This is a genomic window from Enterobacter sp. 6722112 (assembly GCF_058661685.1).
Genome location: NZ_JBZWGR010000007.1, coordinates 2,252,928 through 2,273,608, shown reverse-complemented (window position 1 = coordinate 2,273,608; position 20,681 = coordinate 2,252,928). Strand labels below are relative to the sequence as shown.

The following is a 20,681-nucleotide window of genomic DNA, read 5'->3' as shown; positions in this document are numbered from 1 at the left end:
CGATGCGACTGGTCATTATCGGTAATGGTATGGCGGCAGCCCGGCTGATTGCGTCGCTCACCGGGCGTGTTCCCGGTCGTTTCGCTGTCACCGTCATCGGTGACGAGCCGGAGCAGGCGTACAACCGCATCCAGCTTTCGCCGGTGCTGGGTGGCGAAAAGCAGGCGGAGCACATCTGTCTGCACGATGAAGACTGGTACACGGCACGAGGCGTGACGGTGCTGCGAGGAGAAAAGGCGCTCGCAGTAGACGTCAACGCGCGTGAAGTGCATACCTCTGCTCGCACGCTGGGCTGGGATGCGCTGGTGTTTGCCACCGGGTCTACCCCTGTCGTGCCGCCGATCCCCGGGGGCGATGCGCCGCATGTGTTCACCTTTCGCACCCTGGCAGAGACCCGCGCCATCCGGAACCTCTCCGGACCGGCGGTAGTGCTGGGCGGCGGCGTACTCGGCGTGGAGGCCGCGGCAGCGCTGGCGCGCAACGGTGACAACGTCACGCTCGTGCATCGCGGTCCGTGGCTGATGGAACAGCAGCTGGATCAGCAGGCGGGACTGCTGCTGGAAGAGGCGCTGGCGGTGCGGGGCGTACGCTGTGAACTCGCCTCCGGCATCACCGCCATCGCTGACGATGCCGTGACGTTGCTCGACGGACGCCGCATCGCCGCCACGCGCGTGGTGCTGGCCACGGGCGTGCAGCCCAACGTTGCGCTGGCAAAAGCCAGCGGCATTCGCTGCGCGCGCGGCATCGTGGTGGATCAGCAGATGCAAACCTCCGTGCCGGATACCTACGCCATCGGCGAGTGCTGCGAAATTGACGGCCAGACGTTTGGCCTGGTCGCCCCCTGTCTGGCGCAGGCGGATATTCTTGCCGCGCGGCTGGCCGGGGAGGTCACCGCGCCGTTTACCCTGACCGACAACGGCGTGCGCCTTAAGGTGACCGGCGTGGCGCTGTTCAGCCTCGGACGCGCGACGGCGCAGGCGGACGATGTGGTCTGGAGTTCATGGGATCCGCTCACCCGTCACTATCGACGTTTACTGATCCATCAGGGGGCGCTGGCTGGCGTGCTGCTGATGGGTGACTGCCGCAGCGCGGCAACCTTTACCGATTTACTGGCAACGGCTGCGCCCGCCCACGCGGACTGGCTGTTCGATCGTTTCACAACGCAACCGCAGGTTGCAGGACAGAACGCTATGACAAAACCTACTCTGGTGGTGGTTGGGCACGGTATGGTCGGCCATCATTTCCTCGAAGACTGCGTTAACCGCAATTTGCATCAGCAGTATCAGATTATTGTTTTTGGCGAAGAGCGCTATGCCGCCTATGACCGCGTGCATCTGTCGGAATATTTTGGCGGACGCAGCGCGGACTCGCTCTCGCTGGTGGCGGGGGCGTTCTTTGCCGATAACGGCATTGAGCTGCGCCTCTCGCAGCAGATCGTCGCTATCGATCGTGATGCACACGTAGTGCGCACCGCCAGTGGCCATGAGACTCACTGGGACAAGCTGGTGCTGGCGACCGGCTCGTACCCGTTCGTACCCCCCGTTCCGGGCAACGATCTGCCGGGTTGTTTTGTCTACCGCACCTTCGACGATCTGGACAACATTGCGGCCCATGCGACAGGCTCTCGCCGCGGCGTGGTAATTGGCGGCGGCCTGCTGGGGCTGGAGGCGGCGAATGCGCTTAAGCAGCTCGGGCTGGAAACCCACGTGGTGGAGTTTGCGCCTAACCTGATGGCGGTGCAGCTCGACAGCGACGGCGCGGCAATGCTGCGTAAGAAAATTGAGGCGCTGGGCGTAGGGGTACACATCAGTAAATCGACGACGGAGATTGCCACCGCAGACGACGGGCTGGTGCTGCGCTTTGCCGATGGTGAACCGCTGGAAACGGACATGGTGGTCTTCTCTGCTGGTATTCGTCCGCAGGACGCGCTGGCGCGCAGCAGCGGGCTGGCTGTCGGCGAGCGCGGCGGGATCTGCATTGACGACGGCTGCCGGACCTCCGATCCGGATGTGCTTGCCATCGGGGAATGCGCGCTGTGGGAGGGGAAAATCTTTGGCCTGGTGGCACCGGGCTACCAGATGGCGCGCGTGGCCGCCGCTGTGCTGGCGGGTGAGGCGAAACGCTTCACCGGCGCGGATATGAGTACCAAACTCAAGTTGCTGGGCGTGGATGTGGCGTCGTTTGGCGATGCCCACGGGCGCACGCCGGGTGCGCTGAGCTACCAGTGGACGCACGGGCCGCAGCAAATCTACAAAAAGATTGTGGTCAGCCACGACAGCAAAACCCTGCTGGGTGGCGTGCTGGTGGGCGATGCCAGCGAATACGCCACGCTGGTGCAGATGATGCTCAACGGCATCAGCCTGCCAAAAGAGCCGGAAACGCTGATCTTACCCGTATCGTCAGGCAGCGCGCCGAAAGCGCTGGGCGTGGCGGCGCTGCCGGAAAGCGCGCAGATCTGTTCGTGTCATAACGTCAGCAAAGGGGATATCTGCCAGGCGGTAAGCGCGGGCGCAACGGATATCGGCGCCATTAAGCAGTGCACCAAAGCGGCGACCGGCTGCGGAGGCTGTAGCGCGCTGGTGAAGCAGGTGATGGAGTTCCAGCTTGCAGCGCAGGGCGTGGAGGTGAAAAAGGATATCTGCGAACACTTCCCGTACTCGCGTCAGGAGATTTACCACCTGGTGCGCGCCAACCATATCCGCACCTTCGACCAGCTTATCAGCCGCTACGGTCAGGGGCACGGGTGCGAGATCTGTAAGCCGCTGGTGGGATCGGTATTGGCTTCCTGCTGGAACGAGTATCTGCTGAAACCGGCGCATCTGCCGTTGCAGGACACCAACGACCGCTATTTCGCCAATATTCAGAAGGACGGAACCTACTCCATCGTCCCGCGGATGCCTGCGGGTGAAGTGACCGCCGACGGGCTGATCGCCATCGGCCAGATCGCGAAACGCTATAGCCTTTACAGCAAAATTACCGGCGGGCAGCGTATTGACCTGTTTGGCGCCACGCTCGAACAGTTGCCGGAAATCTGGCAGGCGCTGGTGGAGGCCGGGTTTGAGACCGGACATGCTTACGGGAAATCCCTGCGCACGGTGAAATCCTGCGTCGGGTCGACCTGGTGCCGCTACGGCGTGCAGGATTCCACCGGCCTCGCGGTCAGGCTGGAACACCGCTACAAGGGCCTGCGCGCGCCGCACAAAATCAAAATGGCGGTCTCCGGCTGTACCCGTGAGTGCGCAGAGGCGCAGAGCAAAGACGTAGGGGTGATTGCCACGGACAAAGGCTGGAACCTCTATCTGTGCGGCAACGGCGGGATGAAGCCGCGCCACGCGGATCTCTTCGCCAGCGACCTGGACGACGAAACGCTGATCCGCACCGTTGACCGTTTCCTGATGTTCTACATTCGCACGGCAGATCGTCTGCAACGCACCAGTACCTGGATGGATAACCTGGAAGGCGGCCTCGACTATCTGCGCGAGGTGATCCTCAACGACAGCCTGGGGATCGTCCACGAGCTGGAGCAGGAGATGGCCCGGGTGGTGGAGACCTACCAGTGCGAATGGCAAACCACCCTTAACGATCCTGACCGCCTGGCGCTGTTCCGCACCGCGGTGAACGTCCCCGCCGCGGAGGAGAACAAGCGCTGGCAGGAAATTTGTAATATCGACGAGATCCCGGAGCAGGCGGGCATTGGCGCGCATCTTGGGCGCAAACCGATTGCGCTGTTCCGCTTTGGCAAAACCGTTTATGCCCTCGACGATCGGGAGCCGGGCAGCCGCGCGAACGTGCTTTCACGCGGCATTCTCGGTGATGCGGCGGGGGAACCGGTGGTGATCTCGCCGCTCTACAAGCAACGTATTCGTCTGCGCGACGGGTGTCAGGCTGAGAGCGGGGCGCCTGCGGTGCGTGCCTGGCCGGTAAAAATCGAAAACGGCAAGGTGTGGGTTGGAAATGAAGAGCTGGTGATGCGCGCGGAGGCCTCATGACGGAAACCCGGACAACGTGCCCTTACTGCGGGGTGGGCTGCGGCGTGGTCGCCAGCGCAGACGGTGAAAAGGTGAGCATTCGGGGGGATGAAACTCATCCGGCGAATTTCGGTCGTCTGTGCGTAAAAGGATCTGCCCTCGGGGAAACCACGGGGCTACAGGGACGCCTGCTGCGCCCGGTTGTCGATGGCCGGGAGGTGGCATGGCCGCAGGCGCTGGGCGAAGCGGGCGAGCGGCTGCGGAACATCATCAACGAATGGGGGCCGCAGGCGGTGGCGTTTTATGCCTCCGGCCAGCTGTTGACCGAGGATTACTATGCCGCCAACAAGCTGATGAAAGGCTTTATCGGGGCGGCGAACATTGATACCAACTCGCGGCTGTGCATGTCGTCGGCGGTGGTGGGCTACAAACGCGCCTTCGGTGAAGACGTGGTGCCGTGCAGCTACGAGGACGTGGAAAACAGCGATCTGGTGGTACTCGTTGGCTCGAACGCGGCCTGGACGCATCCGGTGCTGTATCAGCGGCTGGTGCAGGCAAAACACAACAATCCGCAGATGAAAGTGGTCGTGATCGATCCGCGTAAAACCGCCACCTGCGATATCGCCGATCTCCACCTCGCGCTCAGGCCCGGCAGCGACGCCGGGCTGTTTGTGGGGTTGCTCAATCTGATCCAGGGGCGCGGCGAGTGGCCGATCCCTCGCGTGGCGGCGTTTTGCGATCTGCCTTCAGACGAGATTGGCACCTTCTACGACTGGTTTGTCACCGCGCCACGCGCGATCACGCTCTACACCATGGGGATCAACCAGTCATCCAGCGGCAGCGACAAGTGCAACGCCATCATTAACGTGCATCTTGCCAGCGGGAAGTTCAACCGTCCTGGCTGCGGCCCGTTTTCGCTGACCGGACAGCCAAATGCCATGGGCGGGCGGGAAGTGGGCGGGCTGGCGAACCAGCTGGCGGCGCACATGAACTTCGAGCCGGACGATCTTTCGCGCGTGGCGCGTTTCTGGGGAACGGAACGGCTGGCGCAGACCCCGGGCCTGATGGCGGTGGAACTGTTTGACGCCATTGCCCGCGGCGAGGTGAAGGCGGTGTGGATCATGGGCACCAACCCTGCCGTGTCACTTCCCGACAGCCACGCGGTGTGCCAGGCTCTGGCGGCCTGCCCGCTGGTCATGGTATCTGAAGAGATGCAGGAGACGGACACCAGCCGGTTTGCCCATATCCGTTTTCCCGCTCTGGGCTGGGGCGAGAAAAACGGCACGGTGACCAATTCTGAACGCCGTATCTCCCGCCAGCGCGCCTTTATGCCTGCGCCGGGCGAGGCCAGACCGGACTGGTGGATCATCGCCCGGATCGCAGAGCAGCTCGGTTATGGCGATGCCTTCGCCTGGGAACACCCTCAGGAGATATTTTGTGAACATGCGGCGCTGACGGCGTTTGAAAATAACGGCGAACGGGCGCTAAACCTGCGCGAACTGGCGTCGCTGTCGCGAGAGGCGTGGGACGCGCTGGCGCCGTATCAGTGGCATGCCGGTGAGTTCCCGCAACGAACGCTTGTTCCGGTTGACCCGTCCCCGCATGGGGCCAGCGTCGACGAATTGTACCCCTTGATACTGAACACCGGGCGGATCCGCGATCAGTGGCACACCATGACGCGCACGGGGTATGTTCCGCGCCTGATGCAGCATATCGATGAGCCTTTTGTTGAGATGAACGCAACCGATGCGGCGCGCGCCGGGCTGACTGACGGCCAGCTGGCGCGGGTAAGCTCCCCGCGCGGAGTGATGGTTGCCAGAGTACGTATCTCTACCGCGCAGCGTGCGGGCGAGCTGTTTGCGCCGATGCACTGGAATGCGCAATTTGCCCGGCAGGGAAAGGTCAACGCGCTGGTGGAAGGGCGGGTTGATGCCGGGTCAGGCCAGCCGGAGAGTAAACAAACCGCGGTGAGGATCCTGCCCTGGCTACCGGCCTGGCAGGGGGAACTGTATGCCCGGGAGCTGCCAGCGCTGCCGCCGTCGGTCTGCTGGTGGCGTAAAGCCTCACGGCTGACGGTGGCGGCGGAGCAGCCGTTACTGTCGTGGGTCATGGCGTACGCCAGCGGTCGGGGCTGGCAGTTACAGGTGGCACAAACGGGAAAACGCAGCAGCGTGCTCGCCTGGCATCACGGCGAGCTGATGCTGGGCTACTGGGAGGGCCATACGCTGCCAGCGCTGGCGCATGCGTTTATTGAAGAAGCCTTAGCTGCTGCGCCCGTCCAACTTGCTGAACGCCATGCGCTGCTGCACGGGCAACGGCCGGACGAAGATGCCGATCCCGGGCGAATTATCTGTAGCTGCTTCAGCGTGGGTGAAAATACGATACGTAAGGCAATAGCCGGAGGCTGTGATTCTGCCCCAGCGCTGGGCGTGAAGCTGCGCTGCGGCACGAACTGTGGTTCCTGCGTGCCGGAGCTGAAAGCGCTGTTGGGATAATAGTGTAAGGGCGTCGGGTGGCGGCTTCGCACCGGTACGAATTTGTAGGTCGGGTAAGGGGAAGCCGCCACCCGACAAATCTTTTCAGGATATTCCTGAAATTTCTCTTAAGACTGGTTTTCAGGGCTTATGGCGTTAACATAATAAGTGTTTGTTCATAAACACAGGTTCTGATTGACGACGTTGAAGGCTGTATCGTCCCGCATCCGTTTTTTGCTGTTACTCCCCCTTTTTACGGCTGGAGCCGTTCATGGTGCGCCGAAATCCTTCGTGCAGCAGGCGCAAAATCCGTTTGATAACAACGGCGATAGTCTGCCGGATCTCGGCATGGCGCAACCGACCAGCGAAGGCGAAAAGCATCTGGCTGAAATGGCTAAGGCCTTCGGTGAAGCCAGTATGACCGATAACGGCCTGACGGCCGGGCAGCAGGCGCGACAGTTCGCGTTTGGCAAGGTGCGGGATGCCGTGAGCGGGGAAGTCAACGAGCAGATTGAATCCTGGCTTTCACCCTGGGGAAACGCCAACGTCAATGTGCTGGTGGATGACGACGGCAACTTTAACGGCAGCAGCGGAAGCTGGTTTATCCCCTGGAACGACAACACCCGCTATCTGAGCTGGAGCCAGCTTGGGCTGACGCAGCAGACAGACGGGCTGGTGAGTAACGTCGGGGCAGGTCAGCGCTGGGTTGCCGGAAACTGGCTGCTGGGCTACAACACTTTTTACGACAACCTGCTGGAAGACAACCTGCAACGTGCCGGGCTGGGCGCAGAGGCGTGGGGTGAAAACCTGCGCCTGTCGGCCAATTACTACCAGCCGTTCGCTGGCTGGCAGCCGCGTTCCGACATCCGCGAGCAGCGCATGGCGCGCGGATACGACGTAACGGCCAAAGCCTGGCTTCCCTGGTTTCACCACCTGAACACCAGCGTCAGCTTTGAACAGTATTTTGGCGATAACGTCGATCTGTTTAACAGCGGTACGGGGTATCACAACCCGGTTGCGGTCAACCTGGGGCTGAACTATACCCCCGTACCGCTGGTCACCCTGACGGCTGCCCATAAGCAGGGGGAGAGCGGCGTTAGCCAGAATAACCTCGGGCTGAAGCTCAACTATCGTTTTGGCGTGCCGCTGGCGAAACAGCTTTCCGCCGGGGAAGTGGCGGCGACGCGCTCGCTGCGGGGCAGCCGCTATGATTCACCCGATCGCGATAATCTGCCCGTGATGGAATTCCGTCAGCGCAAAACCCTCTCGGTATATCTGGCCACGCCCCCGTGGGATCTTAAGCCAGGCGAAACGGTGATGCTTAAGCTGCAAATTCGCAGCACGCACGGTATCCGGCAGATCCACTGGCTGGGTGATACCCAGGCGCTCAGCCTGACCTCACCGGCAAACGGCAACAGCAGCGATGGCTGGAGTGTGATCATGCCTGCATGGGATGATTCAGAAGGGGCGAAAAATACATGGCGGCTTACGGCCGTGGTGGAAGATAAGGATGGGCAGCGTGTCTCCTCCAATGAGATCACGCTTTCCGTGGTGCAACCGCTCGTCGCAATGCCTGCCGACGATCCACGGTGGAAGTTGCTGCCGGATGAGTAAGTTAAAAAATGCGCTCCTGATGCACCCAGACGGCGGCTTCGACGCGGGATTTTAACTTCATTTTTTTCAGCATGTGTTTGACATGCACTTTGACCGTGCTCTCGGTGATGTCCAGACGGCGGGCGATCATTTTGTTCGGCAGCCCCTGGGCAATCAGCTTCAGAATGTCACGCTCACGCGGGGTCAACTGGCTGACGTCACGATCAGACGTGGCGCGGTTCGCACGCAGGCTGGCGGCCAGTACCGGCGTTAACGCTTCACTCAGCACCATCTCGCCTGCGGCAGCCTGTTGCAGCGCCTTGAGCAGATCTTCCGGCTCCATATCTTTCAGCAGATAGCCGTCTGCCCCTCGCTTGAGGGCGGTGACCACGTCTTCTTCATGGTTTGAGACGCTGAAGACCACCACCCGGCCAGAGAGGGATTTCTCCCGCAGCTTGTCGAGGGTTTCCAGGCCATTCATGCCCGGCATGTTGAGATCGAGCAAGATCAAATCAGGATCGAGCGATTCGGCAAGTTCAATACCCTGTTCGCCGTTACTGGCTTCCCCGACGACGGTGATATCTGGCGCCATGCTGACAAGCTGTTTAACGCCAGTGCGCAGCATCGGATGATCGTCAATCAACAGGATAGATGCCGGTTCCTGATTAGTCATGGTTTTCTCCTTGAGCAGTTATGAGGGGCTTTTCGGGTATAAAGGTGACCACAACTTCGGTGCCACCTGACTCTCCCCGGCGAACCTGGCAATCACCGCGCAGGCTTTGCGCGCGGTCTCGCATAATAATTAAACCATAGTGGTTCGTTCGTTCGGCATTTTCCGGCACGCCGCGGCCGTTATCCTGAACCCTGAGCTTCACCTGATTATCCTGGCAGCTGACGGTGACCGTGGCGGCCGTCGCCTCGGCATGCTTGAGCACGTTGCTCAGGGCTTCGCGGGCAATTTGCAGCAAATGGATCGCCTGGTGAGAGGGGACAAAACGCGGTGGCAGCTGGTAATCCAGCTTCACCGGGAAGCCCAGCCGGGCGCTAAACTCCTGACAGCTGGACTCCAGCGCAGGGCGCAGCCCCGGCTCGGTGAGCTGCAAACGGAAGGTGGTCAGCAGCTCGCGAAGCTGAACCCACGAGGTGTTAAGCTCGTTGCGGATCTGACTGAGCAGCTGTTTGCTGCTCTCGGGCATGCCTTCATCCTGCATTTGCAGGCAGCTCACCTGCATCTTCATGCAGGAGAGGGACTGGGCGATGGAGTCGTGAAGCTCGCGGGCGATGGTGGCACGCTCCTCCATCACGATCAGCTGCTGCTGTTTCTCCTGGTGGCGGTCGAGCGCCAGCGTGGCCGTGAGCTGCTCAACAAGCGTATCGACCAGCTGCTGCTGGTCGTGGCTCAGGTGACGTCCGGCGGGCAGGGTGGCCAGCAAAATACCGTACTGGGTATGGCTGTCCATCAGCCGCCACTTGAGGGTCGTGCCGCTGGTGGTAAGCGGCGGCAAGCCGCGCGGGCACAGATGACACCCTTTATCGTCGCAGGAGATATCCGACTGACAGGTAAATTCCTGATGGTTTTCCTCATCTTCAACGTCGTAAACCCGAAGCTCAAGATCGCGGAGCAGAGTCAGATTTTGCAGGCCGTTCAGTACCGGCGAGAGACGTTCGCAAAGCGGGACCTGCATATGCAGGCGACGGTTCGCCTGCCAGAGGAAAGAGAGGATCTCGTTTTTCTGCTCAAGCCCGGCGGTTTTCTCCTGGACGCGTTGTTCCAGTACCGCGTAGCTTTCTGATAGCTCTGCCGACATGGTGTTGAGCGCCTCGCCGAGCATCGCCATTTCGTTGCGCCCGCTGATGTGCGTGCGCTGGGTAAAATCGCGCTGTGTGACGGCGCGGGCCATCGCCAGGAGCTGTTTCCAGGGATTAAGCAACCGCGCGCGTAGCCAGATAACCGTGAAAATCAGCAGCAAACCCATAAACAGCGCCATTGCGCGGTGAACCATCACCACACGGTCAATGCGTAACTCTGTGGTGCGATCGAATGAGGAGACAAGATGATCGATGCGTGACACAAACCCGGCAACGTCCCGGGCGACCGTTTCCCGGTCTTCCGCCCGTTTTAACCCAGGCTCCAGCTGGGTATGCCAGTAGCCCTGAAGCGCCTTAAGCTGAGATTGCTGACCGTCACGGATGGCGGCTCTTTCCAGTTCAGGGCTGAATGCGGTACGCTCCATTTCGTCGATAAGCGGTTGGTCAGCCTGCGTCAGCGGCACCGACGCCAGCAGCCGGTAACTCTGCATACGTAGCGAGCCTGCCTCGTTGATGGCATGCGCGTTACCCTGTACACCCTGTACCAGCCAGCCAGAAATAGCCATGCCGGTCACGCCGATAGCGGTGGACAGCAGAACAATAAGCGCCAGCTGGTTAACCAGCGTCAGCGGAGATAAACATCTTTTTAACATAGAGTTGCCGGGCTCCTGACGTGACCTGATTGCAGGAATGGCGCTATTCTGGTGCATACCCTGGAGTATACCCATACCAATAAAGGATTACCTCTAAATTGCCAGAGGGGTAACGGTTAGTGGGTGGACGAAGCAGGGATGCGTCAGCACCGTGAAAAACCACACCTTTTTTACGTTTTGCATCTACTCATTAAGAGTGATGGCTTTTTTTTCGCCGCAAAACCTCCCACTTTTCCTTTGATTTATATCAACTTACCGCCGCTCTAAAGCCCTAATGTTTGCAGCATCATTCGAGAATCAGAGGTGTCTATGAGTCACTCTTCCGCTCCCGAAAGGGAAACTGGTGCCGTTATTACAGACTGGCGTCCAGAGGATCCGGCGTTCTGGCAACAGCGCGGCCACCGTGTAGCAAGTCGTAATCTGTGGATTTCCGTTCCATGTCTGTTACTGGCGTTTTGCGTCTGGATGTTGTTTAGTGCGGTTGCGGTTAACCTTCCAAAAGTGGGCTTTACCTTTACCACCGATCAGCTGTTTATGTTGACCGCGTTGCCGTCGCTTTCAGGCGCACTGCTGCGCGTTCCTTACGCGTTTATGGTGCCGGTCTTTGGTGGTCGTCGCTGGACGGCTTTCAGTACCGGGATCATGATCGTACCGTGCGTGTGGCTCGGTTTTGCGGTGCAGGATACCTCCACACCGTTTAGCGTATTCGTGATTATCTCTCTGCTGTGCGGTTTTGCGGGGGCGAACTTTGCGTCCAGTATGGCAAACATCAGCTTCTTCTTCCCGAAAGCGAAGCAGGGTGGTGCGCTGGGCATTAACGGCGGCCTCGGTAATATGGGCGTGAGCGTGATGCAGCTGATTGCCCCGCTGGCGATCTCTGTCTCCATCTTTGCGGCCTTTGGCGGCGGCGGTGTGACGCAGCCCGACGGTTCCGTGCTGTTCCTGCAAAACGCCTCCTGGATTTGGGTACCGTTCCTGGTGGTCTTTACCCTGGCGGCGTGGTTCTTCATGAACGATCTGTCCGCGTCCAAAGCGTCACTGAGCGAGCAGCTGCCGGTGCTGAAGCGTGGCCACCTGTGGGTGATGGCGCTGCTGTATCTGGCGACCTTCGGCTCGTTCATCGGTTTCTCCGCAGGCTTTGCCATGCTGTCTAAAACCCAGTTCCCGGACGTGCAGATCCTTCAGTTTGCCTTCTTCGGTCCGTTTATTGGCGCGCTGGCACGTTCGCTGGGCGGGATGATCTCCGACCGTCTGGGGGGAACGCGCGTTACGCTGGTGAACTTTGTTGTGATGGCCATCTTCTGTGCGCTGCTGTTCCTGACGCTGCCTGCGGGTGGTGAGGGGGGTAACTTCTTTGCCTTCTTTGGCGTATTCATGGTGCTGTTCCTGACCGCCGGGCTGGGCAGTGCGTCTACTTTCCAGATGATCTCTGTCATCTTCCGCAAGCTGACCATGGACCGCGTCAAAGCGCAGGGTGGGAGCGACGAGCAGGCAATGCGTGAAGCCGCCACCGATACCGCTGCGGCGCTTGGGTTTATCTCTGCGATTGGCGCGATTGGCGGCTTCTTTATTCCAAAAGCGTTCGGCATCTCACTGGATCTGACCGGCTCTCCGGCGGGTGCGATGAAAATATTCCTCGTCTTCTATATCGCCTGCGTGGTCATCACCTGGCTGGTATATGGCCGTAATACCAAGAAAAACAAGTAAGCTTGATTATCCGTTTGCGCGGCCTGAGTGCCGCGCTTTTTTTAATCGCTAAATAGTTACAACATACTAATAGCTTTTCCTGTGGTCATACGCAGGTAACGCTGTGATCGCCATCGCTTTACAGGTGTTTCTACCCCTTAATACCTAAGATGTTAAATTTTGCCTCGCTTATTGTACGATAAATAAAATATATCTATATAAATCATAAAGTTAAAAAATATTAACGGCTACCGCTTTGGTGGTATTTGATCTAATACCCCCCCTCAGAGTCCCCCTTCGTCTTGATCGTTATCAATTCTCACCATCTTTCATAGCGTTACCTTCGCTGCAAATCAGCAATGTCGATTTAGAGAGCCACAGGCTCCACACAGGAGATACCCGATGAGCAAATTTTTGGACCGGTTTCGCTACTTCAAACTGAAGGGTGAAACTTTTGCCGATGGGCACGGCCAGGTTCTGGATACCAACCGGGACTGGGAAGACGGTTACCGTCAACGCTGGCAGCATGACAAAGTTGTCCGTTCTACCCACGGCGTAAACTGCACTGGCTCATGTAGCTGGAAGATTTTCGTTAAAAACGGTCTGGTGACCTGGGAAATGCAGCAGACCGATTATCCGCGTACCCGTCCGGATATGCCGAACCACGAGCCGCGCGGCTGCCCGCGTGGGGCCAGCTACTCCTGGTATCTCTACAGCGCCAACCGTCTGAAATACCCGCTGATGCGTAAACGCCTGATGAAAATGTGGCGTGAAGCGAAAGTGCAGCACAGCGATCCGGTTGATGCCTGGGCCTCCATCATTGAAGATGCCGACAAAGCGAAAAGCTTCAAGCAGGCGCGTGGTCGCGGTGGTTTCGTTCGCTCTTCCTGGAAAGAGGTGAACGAGCTGATTGCGGCTTCCAACGTCTACACCGTGAAAACCTACGGTCCTGACCGTGTGGCAGGCTTCTCGCCAATCCCGGCGATGTCGATGGTCTCTTACGCCTCCGGCGCGCGCTACCTGTCACTCATCGGTGGTACCTGCCTGAGCTTCTACGACTGGTACTGCGACCTGCCGCCAGCGTCGCCTCAGACCTGGGGTGAGCAGACCGACGTGCCGGAGTCCGCCGACTGGTATAACTCCAGCTACATCATCGCCTGGGGCTCTAACGTTCCGCAGACCCGTACCCCGGATGCGCACTTCTTTACCGAAGTACGTTACAAAGGGACCAAAACCGTCGCCGTGACCCCGGACTACGCCGAAATCGCCAAACTGTGCGACCTGTGGCTGGCGCCGAAACAGGGTACCGATGCCGCAATGGCGCTGGCGATGGGCCACGTCATGCTGCGTGAATTCCACCTCGACAAGCCAAGCCAGTATTTCACCGATTACGTGCGTCGCTACACCGACATGCCAATGCTGGTGATGCTCGAAGAGCGTGACGGCTATTACGCCGCAGGCCGTATGCTGCGTGCCGCGGATCTGGTGGACGCACTGGGTCAGGAAAACAACCCGGAGTGGAAAACGGTCGCCTGCAACAGCAACGGCGAGCTGGTGGCGCCAAACGGTTCTATCGGCTTCCGCTGGGGCGAAAAAGGCAAATGGAACCTGGAGCAGCGTAACGGCACCACGGGTGAAGAGACGGAGCTGCGTCTCAGCATGCTGGGCAGCCAGGATGAGATCGCCGATGTCGGCTTCCCGTACTTTGGTGGTGAAGGTTCCGAGCACTTCAACAAGGTTGAGTTGCAAAACGTTCTGATGCACAAGCTGCCGGTGAAGCGCCTGCAACTGGCGGACGGTTCTACTGCTCTGGTCACTACCGTCTACGATCTGACCATGGCGAACTACGGCCTGGAGCGCGGCCTGAACGACGAAAACTGCGCGACCAGCTATGATGACGTGAAGGCTTATACCCCAGCCTGGGCGGAGCAGATCACCGGTGTGCCACGCGCCCAGATCACCCGTATCGCCCGCGAATTTGCGGAAAACGCCGACAAAACCCACGGTCGCTCCATGATCATCGTCGGTGCCGGTCTGAACCACTGGTATCACCTCGATATGAACTATCGCGGCCTGATCAACATGCTGATCTTCTGCGGCTGCGTCGGGCAGAGCGGCGGCGGCTGGGCGCACTACGTGGGCCAGGAAAAACTGCGTCCGCAGACCGGCTGGCAACCGCTGGCGTTTGCCCTTGACTGGCAGCGTCCGGCTCGTCACATGAACAGCACCTCCTACTTCTATAACCACTCCAGCCAGTGGCGCTACGAGACGGTTACCGCCCAGGAACTGCTTTCGCCGATGGCGGATAAATCCCGCTACAGCGGCCACCTGATTGACTTCAACGTGCGCGCTGAACGTATGGGCTGGCTGCCGTCTGCGCCGCAGCTGGGTACGAACCCGCTGCTTATTGCGGAAGCGGCGAAGCAGGCGGGCATGTCACCGGTGGACTACACCGTTAAATCCCTCAAAGACGGCTCAATCCGCTTCGCGGCAGAACAGCCGGAGAACGGTAAAAACCATCCGCGTAACCTGTTCATCTGGCGCTCTAACCTGCTGGGTTCTTCCGGTAAAGGCCACGAGTACATGCTGAAATACCTGCTCGGTACCGAAAACGGTATTCAGGGTAAAGATCTCGGCAAGCAGGGCGGCGTGAAGCCGGAAGAAGTGGAGTGGAAAGACAACGGTCTCGACGGCAAGCTGGATCTGGTGGTGACGCTGGACTTCCGTCTGTCCAGTACCTGCCTGTACTCCGACATCGTGCTGCCTACTGCCACCTGGTACGAAAAAGACGACATGAATACGTCGGATATGCATCCGTTTATTCATCCGCTGTCGGCGGCCGTTGACCCGGCGTGGGAATCAAAAAGCGACTGGGAAATTTACAAAGACATCGCGAAGAAATTCTCTGAAGTCTGTGTAGGGCACCTGGGCAAAGAGACCGACGTGGTGACGCTGCCAATCCAGCACGACTCCGCTGCCGAACTGGCTCAGCCGCTGGACGTGAAGGACTGGAAAAAAGGCGAGTGCGATCTGATCCCGGGCGTAACCGCGCCGCACATTATTCCGGTTGAACGTGATTACCCGGCAACTTACGAACGCTTTACCTCTATCGGCCCGCTGATGGAGAAGATCGGTAACGGCGGTAAAGGCATCGCCTGGAACACCCAGAGCGAAATGGATCTGCTGCGCAAGCTCAATTACACCAAAGCAGACGGCCCGGCGAAAGGCCAGCCGATGCTGAACACGGCAATTGATGCGGCAGAGATGATCCTGACCCTGGCCCCGGAAACCAACGGCCACGTGGCGGTGAAAGCCTGGGCGGCCCTGAGCGAGTTTACCGGTCGTGACCACACGCACCTGGCGAAGAATAAAGAGGAAGAGAAAATCCGCTTCCGCGATATTCAGGCCCAGCCGCGCAAGATTATCTCCAGCCCGACCTGGTCTGGCCTCGAAGATGAACATGTGTCCTATAACGCCGGATACACCAACGTTCACGAGCTGATCCCATGGCGCACGCTTTCTGGCCGTCAGTCTCTGTATCAGGATCACCAGTGGATGCGTGACTTCGGTGAAAGCCTGCTGGTTTACCGTCCGCCAATCGACACCCGCTCCGTGAAAGCGGTGATGGGCGCGAAATCGAACGGTAACCCTGAGAAGGCGCTGAACTTCCTGACGCCGCACCAGAAGTGGGGTATCCACTCCACCTACAGCGACAACCTGCTGATGCTGACGCTGTCGCGCGGGGGGCCAATCGTCTGGATGAGCGAAGCGGACGCCAAAGATCTGGGTATCGAAGATAACGACTGGATCGAAGTGTTCAACAGCAACGGCGCCCTGACGGCACGTGCGGTGGTGAGCCAGCGTGTACCGGCCGGGATGACCATGATGTACCACGCGCAGGAACGTATCGTTAACCTGCCGGGGTCTGAGATCACCGAGCAGCGCGGCGGTATTCACAACTCCGTGACCCGTATTACGCCGAAGCCGACCCACATGATCGGTGGTTATGCCCAGCTGGCCTACGGCTTTAATTACTACGGCACCGTAGGATCGAACCGCGATGAGTTCGTGGTGGTACGTAAGATGAAGAATATTAACTGGTTAGATGGCGAAGGTAATGACCAGGTACAGGAGAGCGTAAAATGAAAATTCGTTCACAAGTCGGCATGGTGCTGAATCTGGATAAATGCATCGGCTGTCATACCTGCTCAGTCACCTGTAAAAACGTCTGGACCAGCCGTGAAGGTATGGAGTACGCCTGGTTCAACAACGTGGAAAGTAAGCCGGGCACCGGCTTCCCGACCGACTGGGAAAATCAGGAGAAGTGGAAGGGCGGCTGGATCCGTAAAATCAACGGCAAACTGCAACCGCGCATGGGTAACCGTGCCATGCTGCTGGGTAAAATCTTCGCTAACCCGCATCTGCCGGGCATTGATGATTACTACGAGCCGTTTGATTACGACTACCAGAACCTGCACAACGCGCCGGAAAGCAAACACCAGCCGATCGCCCGTCCTCGCTCGCTGATCACCGGCCAGCGCATGGACAAAATTACCAGCGGTCCAAACTGGGAAGAGATTCTGGGCGGCGAGTTCGAAAAACGCGCCAAAGACCAGAACTTCGAGAACATGCAGAAGGCGATGTACGGCCAGTTCGAAAACACCTTCATGATGTACCTGCCGCGCCTGTGCGAACACTGCCTTAACCCGGCGTGCGTGGCGACCTGCCCAAGCGGCGCCATCTACAAGCGTGAAGAAGATGGCATTGTGCTGATCGACCAGGACAAGTGCCGCGGCTGGCGTATGTGCATCACCGGCTGCCCGTACAAAAAAATCTACTTCAACTGGAAGAGCGGTAAGTCTGAGAAGTGCATCTTCTGCTACCCGCGTATCGAAGCCGGTATGCCGACCGTCTGCTCAGAAAGCTGCGTAGGTCGTATCCGCTACCTCGGCGTGCTGCTGTACGACGCGGACGCGATTGAAAATGCCGCAAGCACCGAGAACGAGAAAGATCTGTATCAGCGTCAGCTGGACGTCTTCCTCGATCCAAACGATCCGAAGGTTATTGAGCAGGCGCTGAAAGACGGTATTCCGCAGAGCGTGATTGACGCCGCACAGCAGTCTCCGGTGTACAAAATGGCGATGGACTGGAAGCTGGCCCTGCCGCTGCACCCGGAATACCGCACGCTGCCGATGGTCTGGTACGTGCCGCCGCTGTCTCCGATTCAGTCTGCGGCGGACGCGGGTGAACTGGGCAGCAACGGCATTCTGCCGGACGTGGAAAGCCTGCGTATCCCGGTTCAGTATCTGGCCAACCTGCTCACCGCAGGGGATACCCAGCCGGTACTGCTGGCTCTGAAACGTATGCTGGCGATGCGTCACTTCAAACGTGCGGAAACCGTTGACGGCGTTAACGATACCCGCGCGCTGGAGGAGGTCGGCCTGACCGAGGCGCAGGCGCAGGAGATGTACCGCTATCTGGCAATCGCTAACTACGAAGATCGTTTCGTGGTGCCGAGCAGCCACCGTGAACTGGCTCGCGAGGCCTTCCCGGAGAAAAGTGGGTGTGGCTTTACCTTTGGCGACGGTTGCCACGGGTCAGACAGCAAATTCAACCTGTTCAACAGCCGCCGCATTGACGCGATGGATGTGACCAGCAAAACGGAGCCGCACCAATGATTGAACTCGTCATTGTTTCGCGTCTGCTCGAGTACCCTGATGCTGCGCTTGTGCAGCATCAACAGGAACTCTTTGATGCACTCGCGTCATCTGAAAACCTGGATAAAGAGGATGCCCAGAAGCTGGGCATTTTCCTCCGCGATCTGCTGGCACGCGATCTTCTTGATGCGCAGGCGGACTACAGCCAGCTGTTTGACCGGGGCCGTGCCACGTCTCTGCTGCTGTTCGAACACGTTCACGGTGAATCCCGCGACCGTGGTCAGGCGATGGTGGATCTGATGGCCCAGTACGAGCAGCACGGTTTGCAACTTGACAGCCGCGAGCTGCCGGATCACCTGCCGCTGTATCTGGAATATCTGGCGCAGTTGCCGAAAGAGGAAGCGCTGGGCGGGTTGCAGGACATTGCTCCCATTCTGGCGTTGCTCGGCGCGCGTCTCCAGCAACGTGAGAGCAGCTATGCAGTCCTGTTCGATCTGCTGGTGAAACTGGCTAACGCCTCGGTTGACAGTCAAAAAGTGGCGGAAAAAATTGCGGATGAAGCCCGTGACGATACCCCACAAGCACTGGATGCCGTCTGGGAAGAAGAGCAGGTGAAATTCTTTGCTGACCAGAGCTGTGGCGAATCTGAAATCTCCGCGCATCAGCGTCGTTTTGCCGGAGCGGTGGCTCCGCAATATTTGAATATCTCTAACGGAGGACAGCACTAATGCACTTCCTGAATATGTTCTTCTTTGACATTTACCCGTATATCGCGGGCACCGTATTCCTGGTGGGAAGCTGGCTGCGTTATGACTATGGCCAGTACACCTGGCGTGCTGCCTCCAGCCAGATGCTGGATCGTAAAGGGATGAACCTGGCGTCAAACCTGTTCCACATCGGGATTTTGGGAATTTTCGCCGGCCACTTCCTGGGGATGCTGACCCCGCACTGGATGTACGAAGCGTGGCTGCCGATTGACGTGAAGCAGAAGATGGCGATGATTGCCGGCGGCGCCTGTGGCGTGATGACCCTGGTGGGTGGTCTGCTGCTGCTGAAACGACGTCTGTTCAGCCCACGCGTGCGGGCTACCACGACCGGAGCGGACATCCTGATCCTCTCCCTGCTGATGGTGCAGTGTGCGCTTGGTCTGCTGACCATTCCATTCTCTGCGCAGCATATGGACGGCAGCGAGATGATGAAGCTGGTTAGATGGGCGCAGTCTGTCGTGACCTTCCGCGGGGGCGCTTCTGAGCATCTGGACGGCGTGGCGTTCATCTTCCGCGTTCACCTGGTGCTGGGTATGACCCTGTTTGTGCTGTTCCCGTTCTCTCGCCTGGTGCACATCTGGAGTGCGCCGGTGGAGTACCTGACGCGCAAATATCAGATTGTGCGTGCCCGTCGCTGATTCGCTGTATTAATACAACCCCGCATTTGCGGGGTTTTTTTTGTCCCCGATCCAGGGGGGCGTGCGGATGCCGGGTGGCGGCTGCGCCTTACCCGGCCTACAGACCCTATTTGTAGCCCCGGTAAGCGAAGCGCCACCGGGGAAAACAGGCAGGGAAGGATTACTCCCGGCATCGATAAATATGGCGTATTGTGCTTGAGTGAGTGCTTAAGAATCTGGAAGTGATGGTGGTGGGGGAAGGATTCGAACCTTCGAAGTCGATGACGGCAGATTTACAGTCTGCTCCCTTTGGCCGCTCGGGAACCCCACCAGGGGTAATTCATATTTTGAGGTAAAGCTGGAGATGGTGGTGGGGGAAGGATTCGAACCTTCGAAGTCGATGACGGCAGATTTACAGTCTGCTCCCTTTGGCCGCTCGGGAACCCCACCACGGGGTAATGCTTTTAACTGGCCTGCTTCCTGTTGGAAGCGGGGCGCATCATATCAAATGAGACGCCCCTGTAAAGCATTCCTTTAGGAAAATGAAGCTGTTTGCCTGCTTTTTATCCGTAAAGGCGTAAAGCTAATCAATTCATTTTCCGAGGGATTAAAGAATAATCGTTCTGTTGCCGTACACAAAGACGCGCTGAGCAAGTACCTGATACAGCGCACGGCTCAGTACGTTCTTCTCAACGTCACGGCCAGCACGCATCATATCTTCTGCCGTATAGGTGTGATCCACGTGGATCACGTCCTGCATGATGATTGGACCTTCGTCCAGATTGTCATTCACGTAGTGCGCGGTTGCGCCAATGATCTTCACCCCACGCTCGTATGCCTGGTGATACGGACGCGCGCCAATAAAGGCTGGCAGGAAGGAGTGGTGGATGTTGATAATCTTGTTCGGGAAGCGCGCCACAAAGGATGGCGTCAGCACGCGCATATATTTCGCCAGCACCACGTAGTCCGGGTTATGCGCTTCAATCGCAGCTGCCATCAGGTTGTCGTGCTCTTCACGGGTATGGCCTTCGTGACTGACTAGCTCAAACGGAATGTCGAAACGTTCTACCAGCGTACGCAGCGTCTCGTGGTTGCCAATGACGGCGGCAATTTCGACGTCCAGGCCACCGTAGTTAGCTTTCATCAGCAGATCGCCCAGGCAGTGCGCCTCTTTGGTGACCAGAATGACAATGCGGCGACGGCCCGCCGGGTTCAGCTCGCGCACCGAGCCTTCCGGCAGGGCGCTGTCCAGATCGGCAAGCAGGGTTGTGTCGTTGAAAATGCCTTCCAGTTCGGTACGCATAAAGAAGCGACCGGTACGGTGGTCAACGAACTCGTTGTTCTGCACGATATTCAGTTCATGCTTGTAGCAAATGTTGGTAATTCGTGCGATCAGCCCTTTTTGATCGGGACAGATAGTGCGCAGAACTTTACGTTGTAATGATTGCATCGCCGGG

11 protein-coding genes and 2 tRNA genes are annotated in these 20,681 nt (G+C 58.7%); 8 read left to right on the top strand and 5 right to left on the bottom strand.

Annotated elements, in window-relative coordinates; translation table 11 throughout:
- The first annotated feature begins 2 nt into the window (after positions 1–2).
- The 3 genes from nirB (at position 3) to AC4OVU_RS12370 (ending at position 8,056) form a co-directional block, all read left to right on the top strand.
- Positions 3–3,989 carry a nitrite reductase large subunit NirB gene (nirB, locus tag AC4OVU_RS12380; RefSeq protein ID WP_110293027.1) on the top strand — a complete coding sequence of 1,329 codons (3,987 nt, stop codon included), beginning with the start codon at positions 3–5 and terminating at the stop codon, positions 3,987–3,989.
- The gene (locus tag AC4OVU_RS12375; RefSeq protein ID WP_491928692.1) at positions 3,986–6,463 is read left to right on the top strand and encodes a nitrate reductase; all 2,478 of its coding nucleotides are present in this window, start codon (positions 3,986–3,988) and stop codon (positions 6,461–6,463) included. Before nirB ends, AC4OVU_RS12375 begins: the two co-directional genes overlap by 4 nt.
- 174 nt (positions 6,464–6,637) lie before the next feature.
- Positions 6,638–8,056, top strand: a complete 1,419-nt coding sequence (locus AC4OVU_RS12370; RefSeq protein ID WP_017384247.1) for a YchO/YchP family invasin — start codon at positions 6,638–6,640, stop codon at positions 8,054–8,056.
- 1 nt (position 8,057) lies between these two features.
- Here AC4OVU_RS12370 and narL read toward each other — a convergent pair whose 3' ends face one another.
- Both narL and narX read right to left on the bottom strand, forming a co-directional pair.
- Positions 8,058–8,708, bottom strand: a complete 651-nt coding sequence (narL, locus tag AC4OVU_RS12365) for a two-component system response regulator NarL (RefSeq protein ID WP_003856701.1) — start codon at positions 8,706–8,708, stop codon at positions 8,058–8,060.
- Positions 8,701–10,497, bottom strand: a complete 1,797-nt coding sequence (gene narX, locus AC4OVU_RS12360; RefSeq protein ID WP_045335047.1) for a nitrate/nitrite two-component system sensor histidine kinase NarX — start codon at positions 10,495–10,497, stop codon at positions 8,701–8,703. Before narX ends, narL begins: the two co-directional genes overlap by 8 nt.
- A 309-nt stretch (positions 10,498–10,806) precedes the next feature.
- On the opposite strand from narX, the gene AC4OVU_RS12355 reads away from it, so the two are divergent.
- From AC4OVU_RS12355 to narI, 5 genes are all read left to right on the top strand, one after another.
- A complete protein-coding gene (locus AC4OVU_RS12355; protein WP_017693303.1) occupies positions 10,807–12,204 on the top strand; it encodes a NarK family nitrate/nitrite MFS transporter in 1,398 nt (465 codons plus the stop codon).
- Between the two features lie 381 nt (positions 12,205–12,585).
- The gene (locus AC4OVU_RS12350) at positions 12,586–16,329 is read left to right on the top strand and encodes a nitrate reductase subunit alpha (protein ID WP_193143540.1); all 3,744 of its coding nucleotides are present in this window, start codon (positions 12,586–12,588) and stop codon (positions 16,327–16,329) included.
- Positions 16,326–17,861, top strand: a complete 1,536-nt coding sequence (gene narH, locus AC4OVU_RS12345; protein ID WP_017384243.1) for a nitrate reductase subunit beta — start codon at positions 16,326–16,328, stop codon at positions 17,859–17,861. Before AC4OVU_RS12350 ends, narH begins: the two co-directional genes overlap by 4 nt.
- Positions 17,858–18,568 (top strand): nitrate reductase molybdenum cofactor assembly chaperone, encoded by a 711-nt coding sequence (gene narJ, locus AC4OVU_RS12340; RefSeq protein ID WP_063931268.1) that lies wholly within the window; start codon positions 17,858–17,860, stop codon positions 18,566–18,568. Before narH ends, narJ begins: the two co-directional genes overlap by 4 nt.
- On the top strand, positions 18,568–19,245 hold the full coding sequence (gene narI, locus AC4OVU_RS12335; RefSeq protein ID WP_129541421.1) for a respiratory nitrate reductase subunit gamma: 678 nt from the start codon (positions 18,568–18,570) through the stop codon (positions 19,243–19,245). The genes narJ and narI overlap by 1 nt, the downstream gene beginning before the upstream one ends.
- Positions 19,246–19,470: 225 nt before the next feature.
- Here the strand turns inward: narI and AC4OVU_RS12330 are convergent.
- The 3 genes from AC4OVU_RS12330 to purU form a co-directional block, all read right to left on the bottom strand.
- A tRNA-Tyr gene (locus tag AC4OVU_RS12330) sits at positions 19,471–19,555 on the bottom strand.
- A 34-nt stretch (positions 19,556–19,589) separates the two neighbouring features.
- Positions 19,590–19,674, bottom strand: a tRNA-Tyr gene (locus AC4OVU_RS12325).
- 157 nt (positions 19,675–19,831) lie between these two features.
- On the bottom strand, positions 19,832–20,674 hold the full coding sequence (gene purU, locus AC4OVU_RS12320; protein ID WP_003856715.1) for a formyltetrahydrofolate deformylase: 843 nt from the start codon (positions 20,672–20,674) through the stop codon (positions 19,832–19,834).
- Between the last annotated feature and the right edge of the window lie 7 nt (positions 20,675–20,681).

Coding starts and splice junctions, on each gene's coding strand:
- nirB (WP_110293027.1), top strand. CDS start 3: ATGCGACTGGTCATTATCGGTAATGGTATGGCGGCAGCCCGGCTGATT.
- AC4OVU_RS12375 (WP_491928692.1), top strand. CDS start 3,986: ATGACGGAAACCCGGACAACGTGCCCTTACTGCGGGGTGGGCTGCGGC.
- narL (WP_003856701.1), bottom strand. CDS start 8,708: ATGACTAATCAGGAACCGGCATCTATCCTGTTGATTGACGATCATCCG.
- narX (WP_045335047.1), bottom strand. CDS start 10,497: ATGTTAAAAAGATGTTTATCTCCGCTGACGCTGGTTAACCAGCTGGCG.
- AC4OVU_RS12355 (WP_017693303.1), top strand. CDS start 10,807: ATGAGTCACTCTTCCGCTCCCGAAAGGGAAACTGGTGCCGTTATTACA.
- AC4OVU_RS12350 (WP_193143540.1), top strand. CDS start 12,586: ATGAGCAAATTTTTGGACCGGTTTCGCTACTTCAAACTGAAGGGTGAA.
- narH (WP_017384243.1), top strand. CDS start 16,326: ATGAAAATTCGTTCACAAGTCGGCATGGTGCTGAATCTGGATAAATGC.
- narJ (WP_063931268.1), top strand. CDS start 17,858: ATGATTGAACTCGTCATTGTTTCGCGTCTGCTCGAGTACCCTGATGCT.
- narI (WP_129541421.1), top strand. CDS start 18,568: ATGCACTTCCTGAATATGTTCTTCTTTGACATTTACCCGTATATCGCG.
- purU (WP_003856715.1), bottom strand. CDS start 20,674: ATGCAATCATTACAACGTAAAGTTCTGCGCACTATCTGTCCCGATCAA.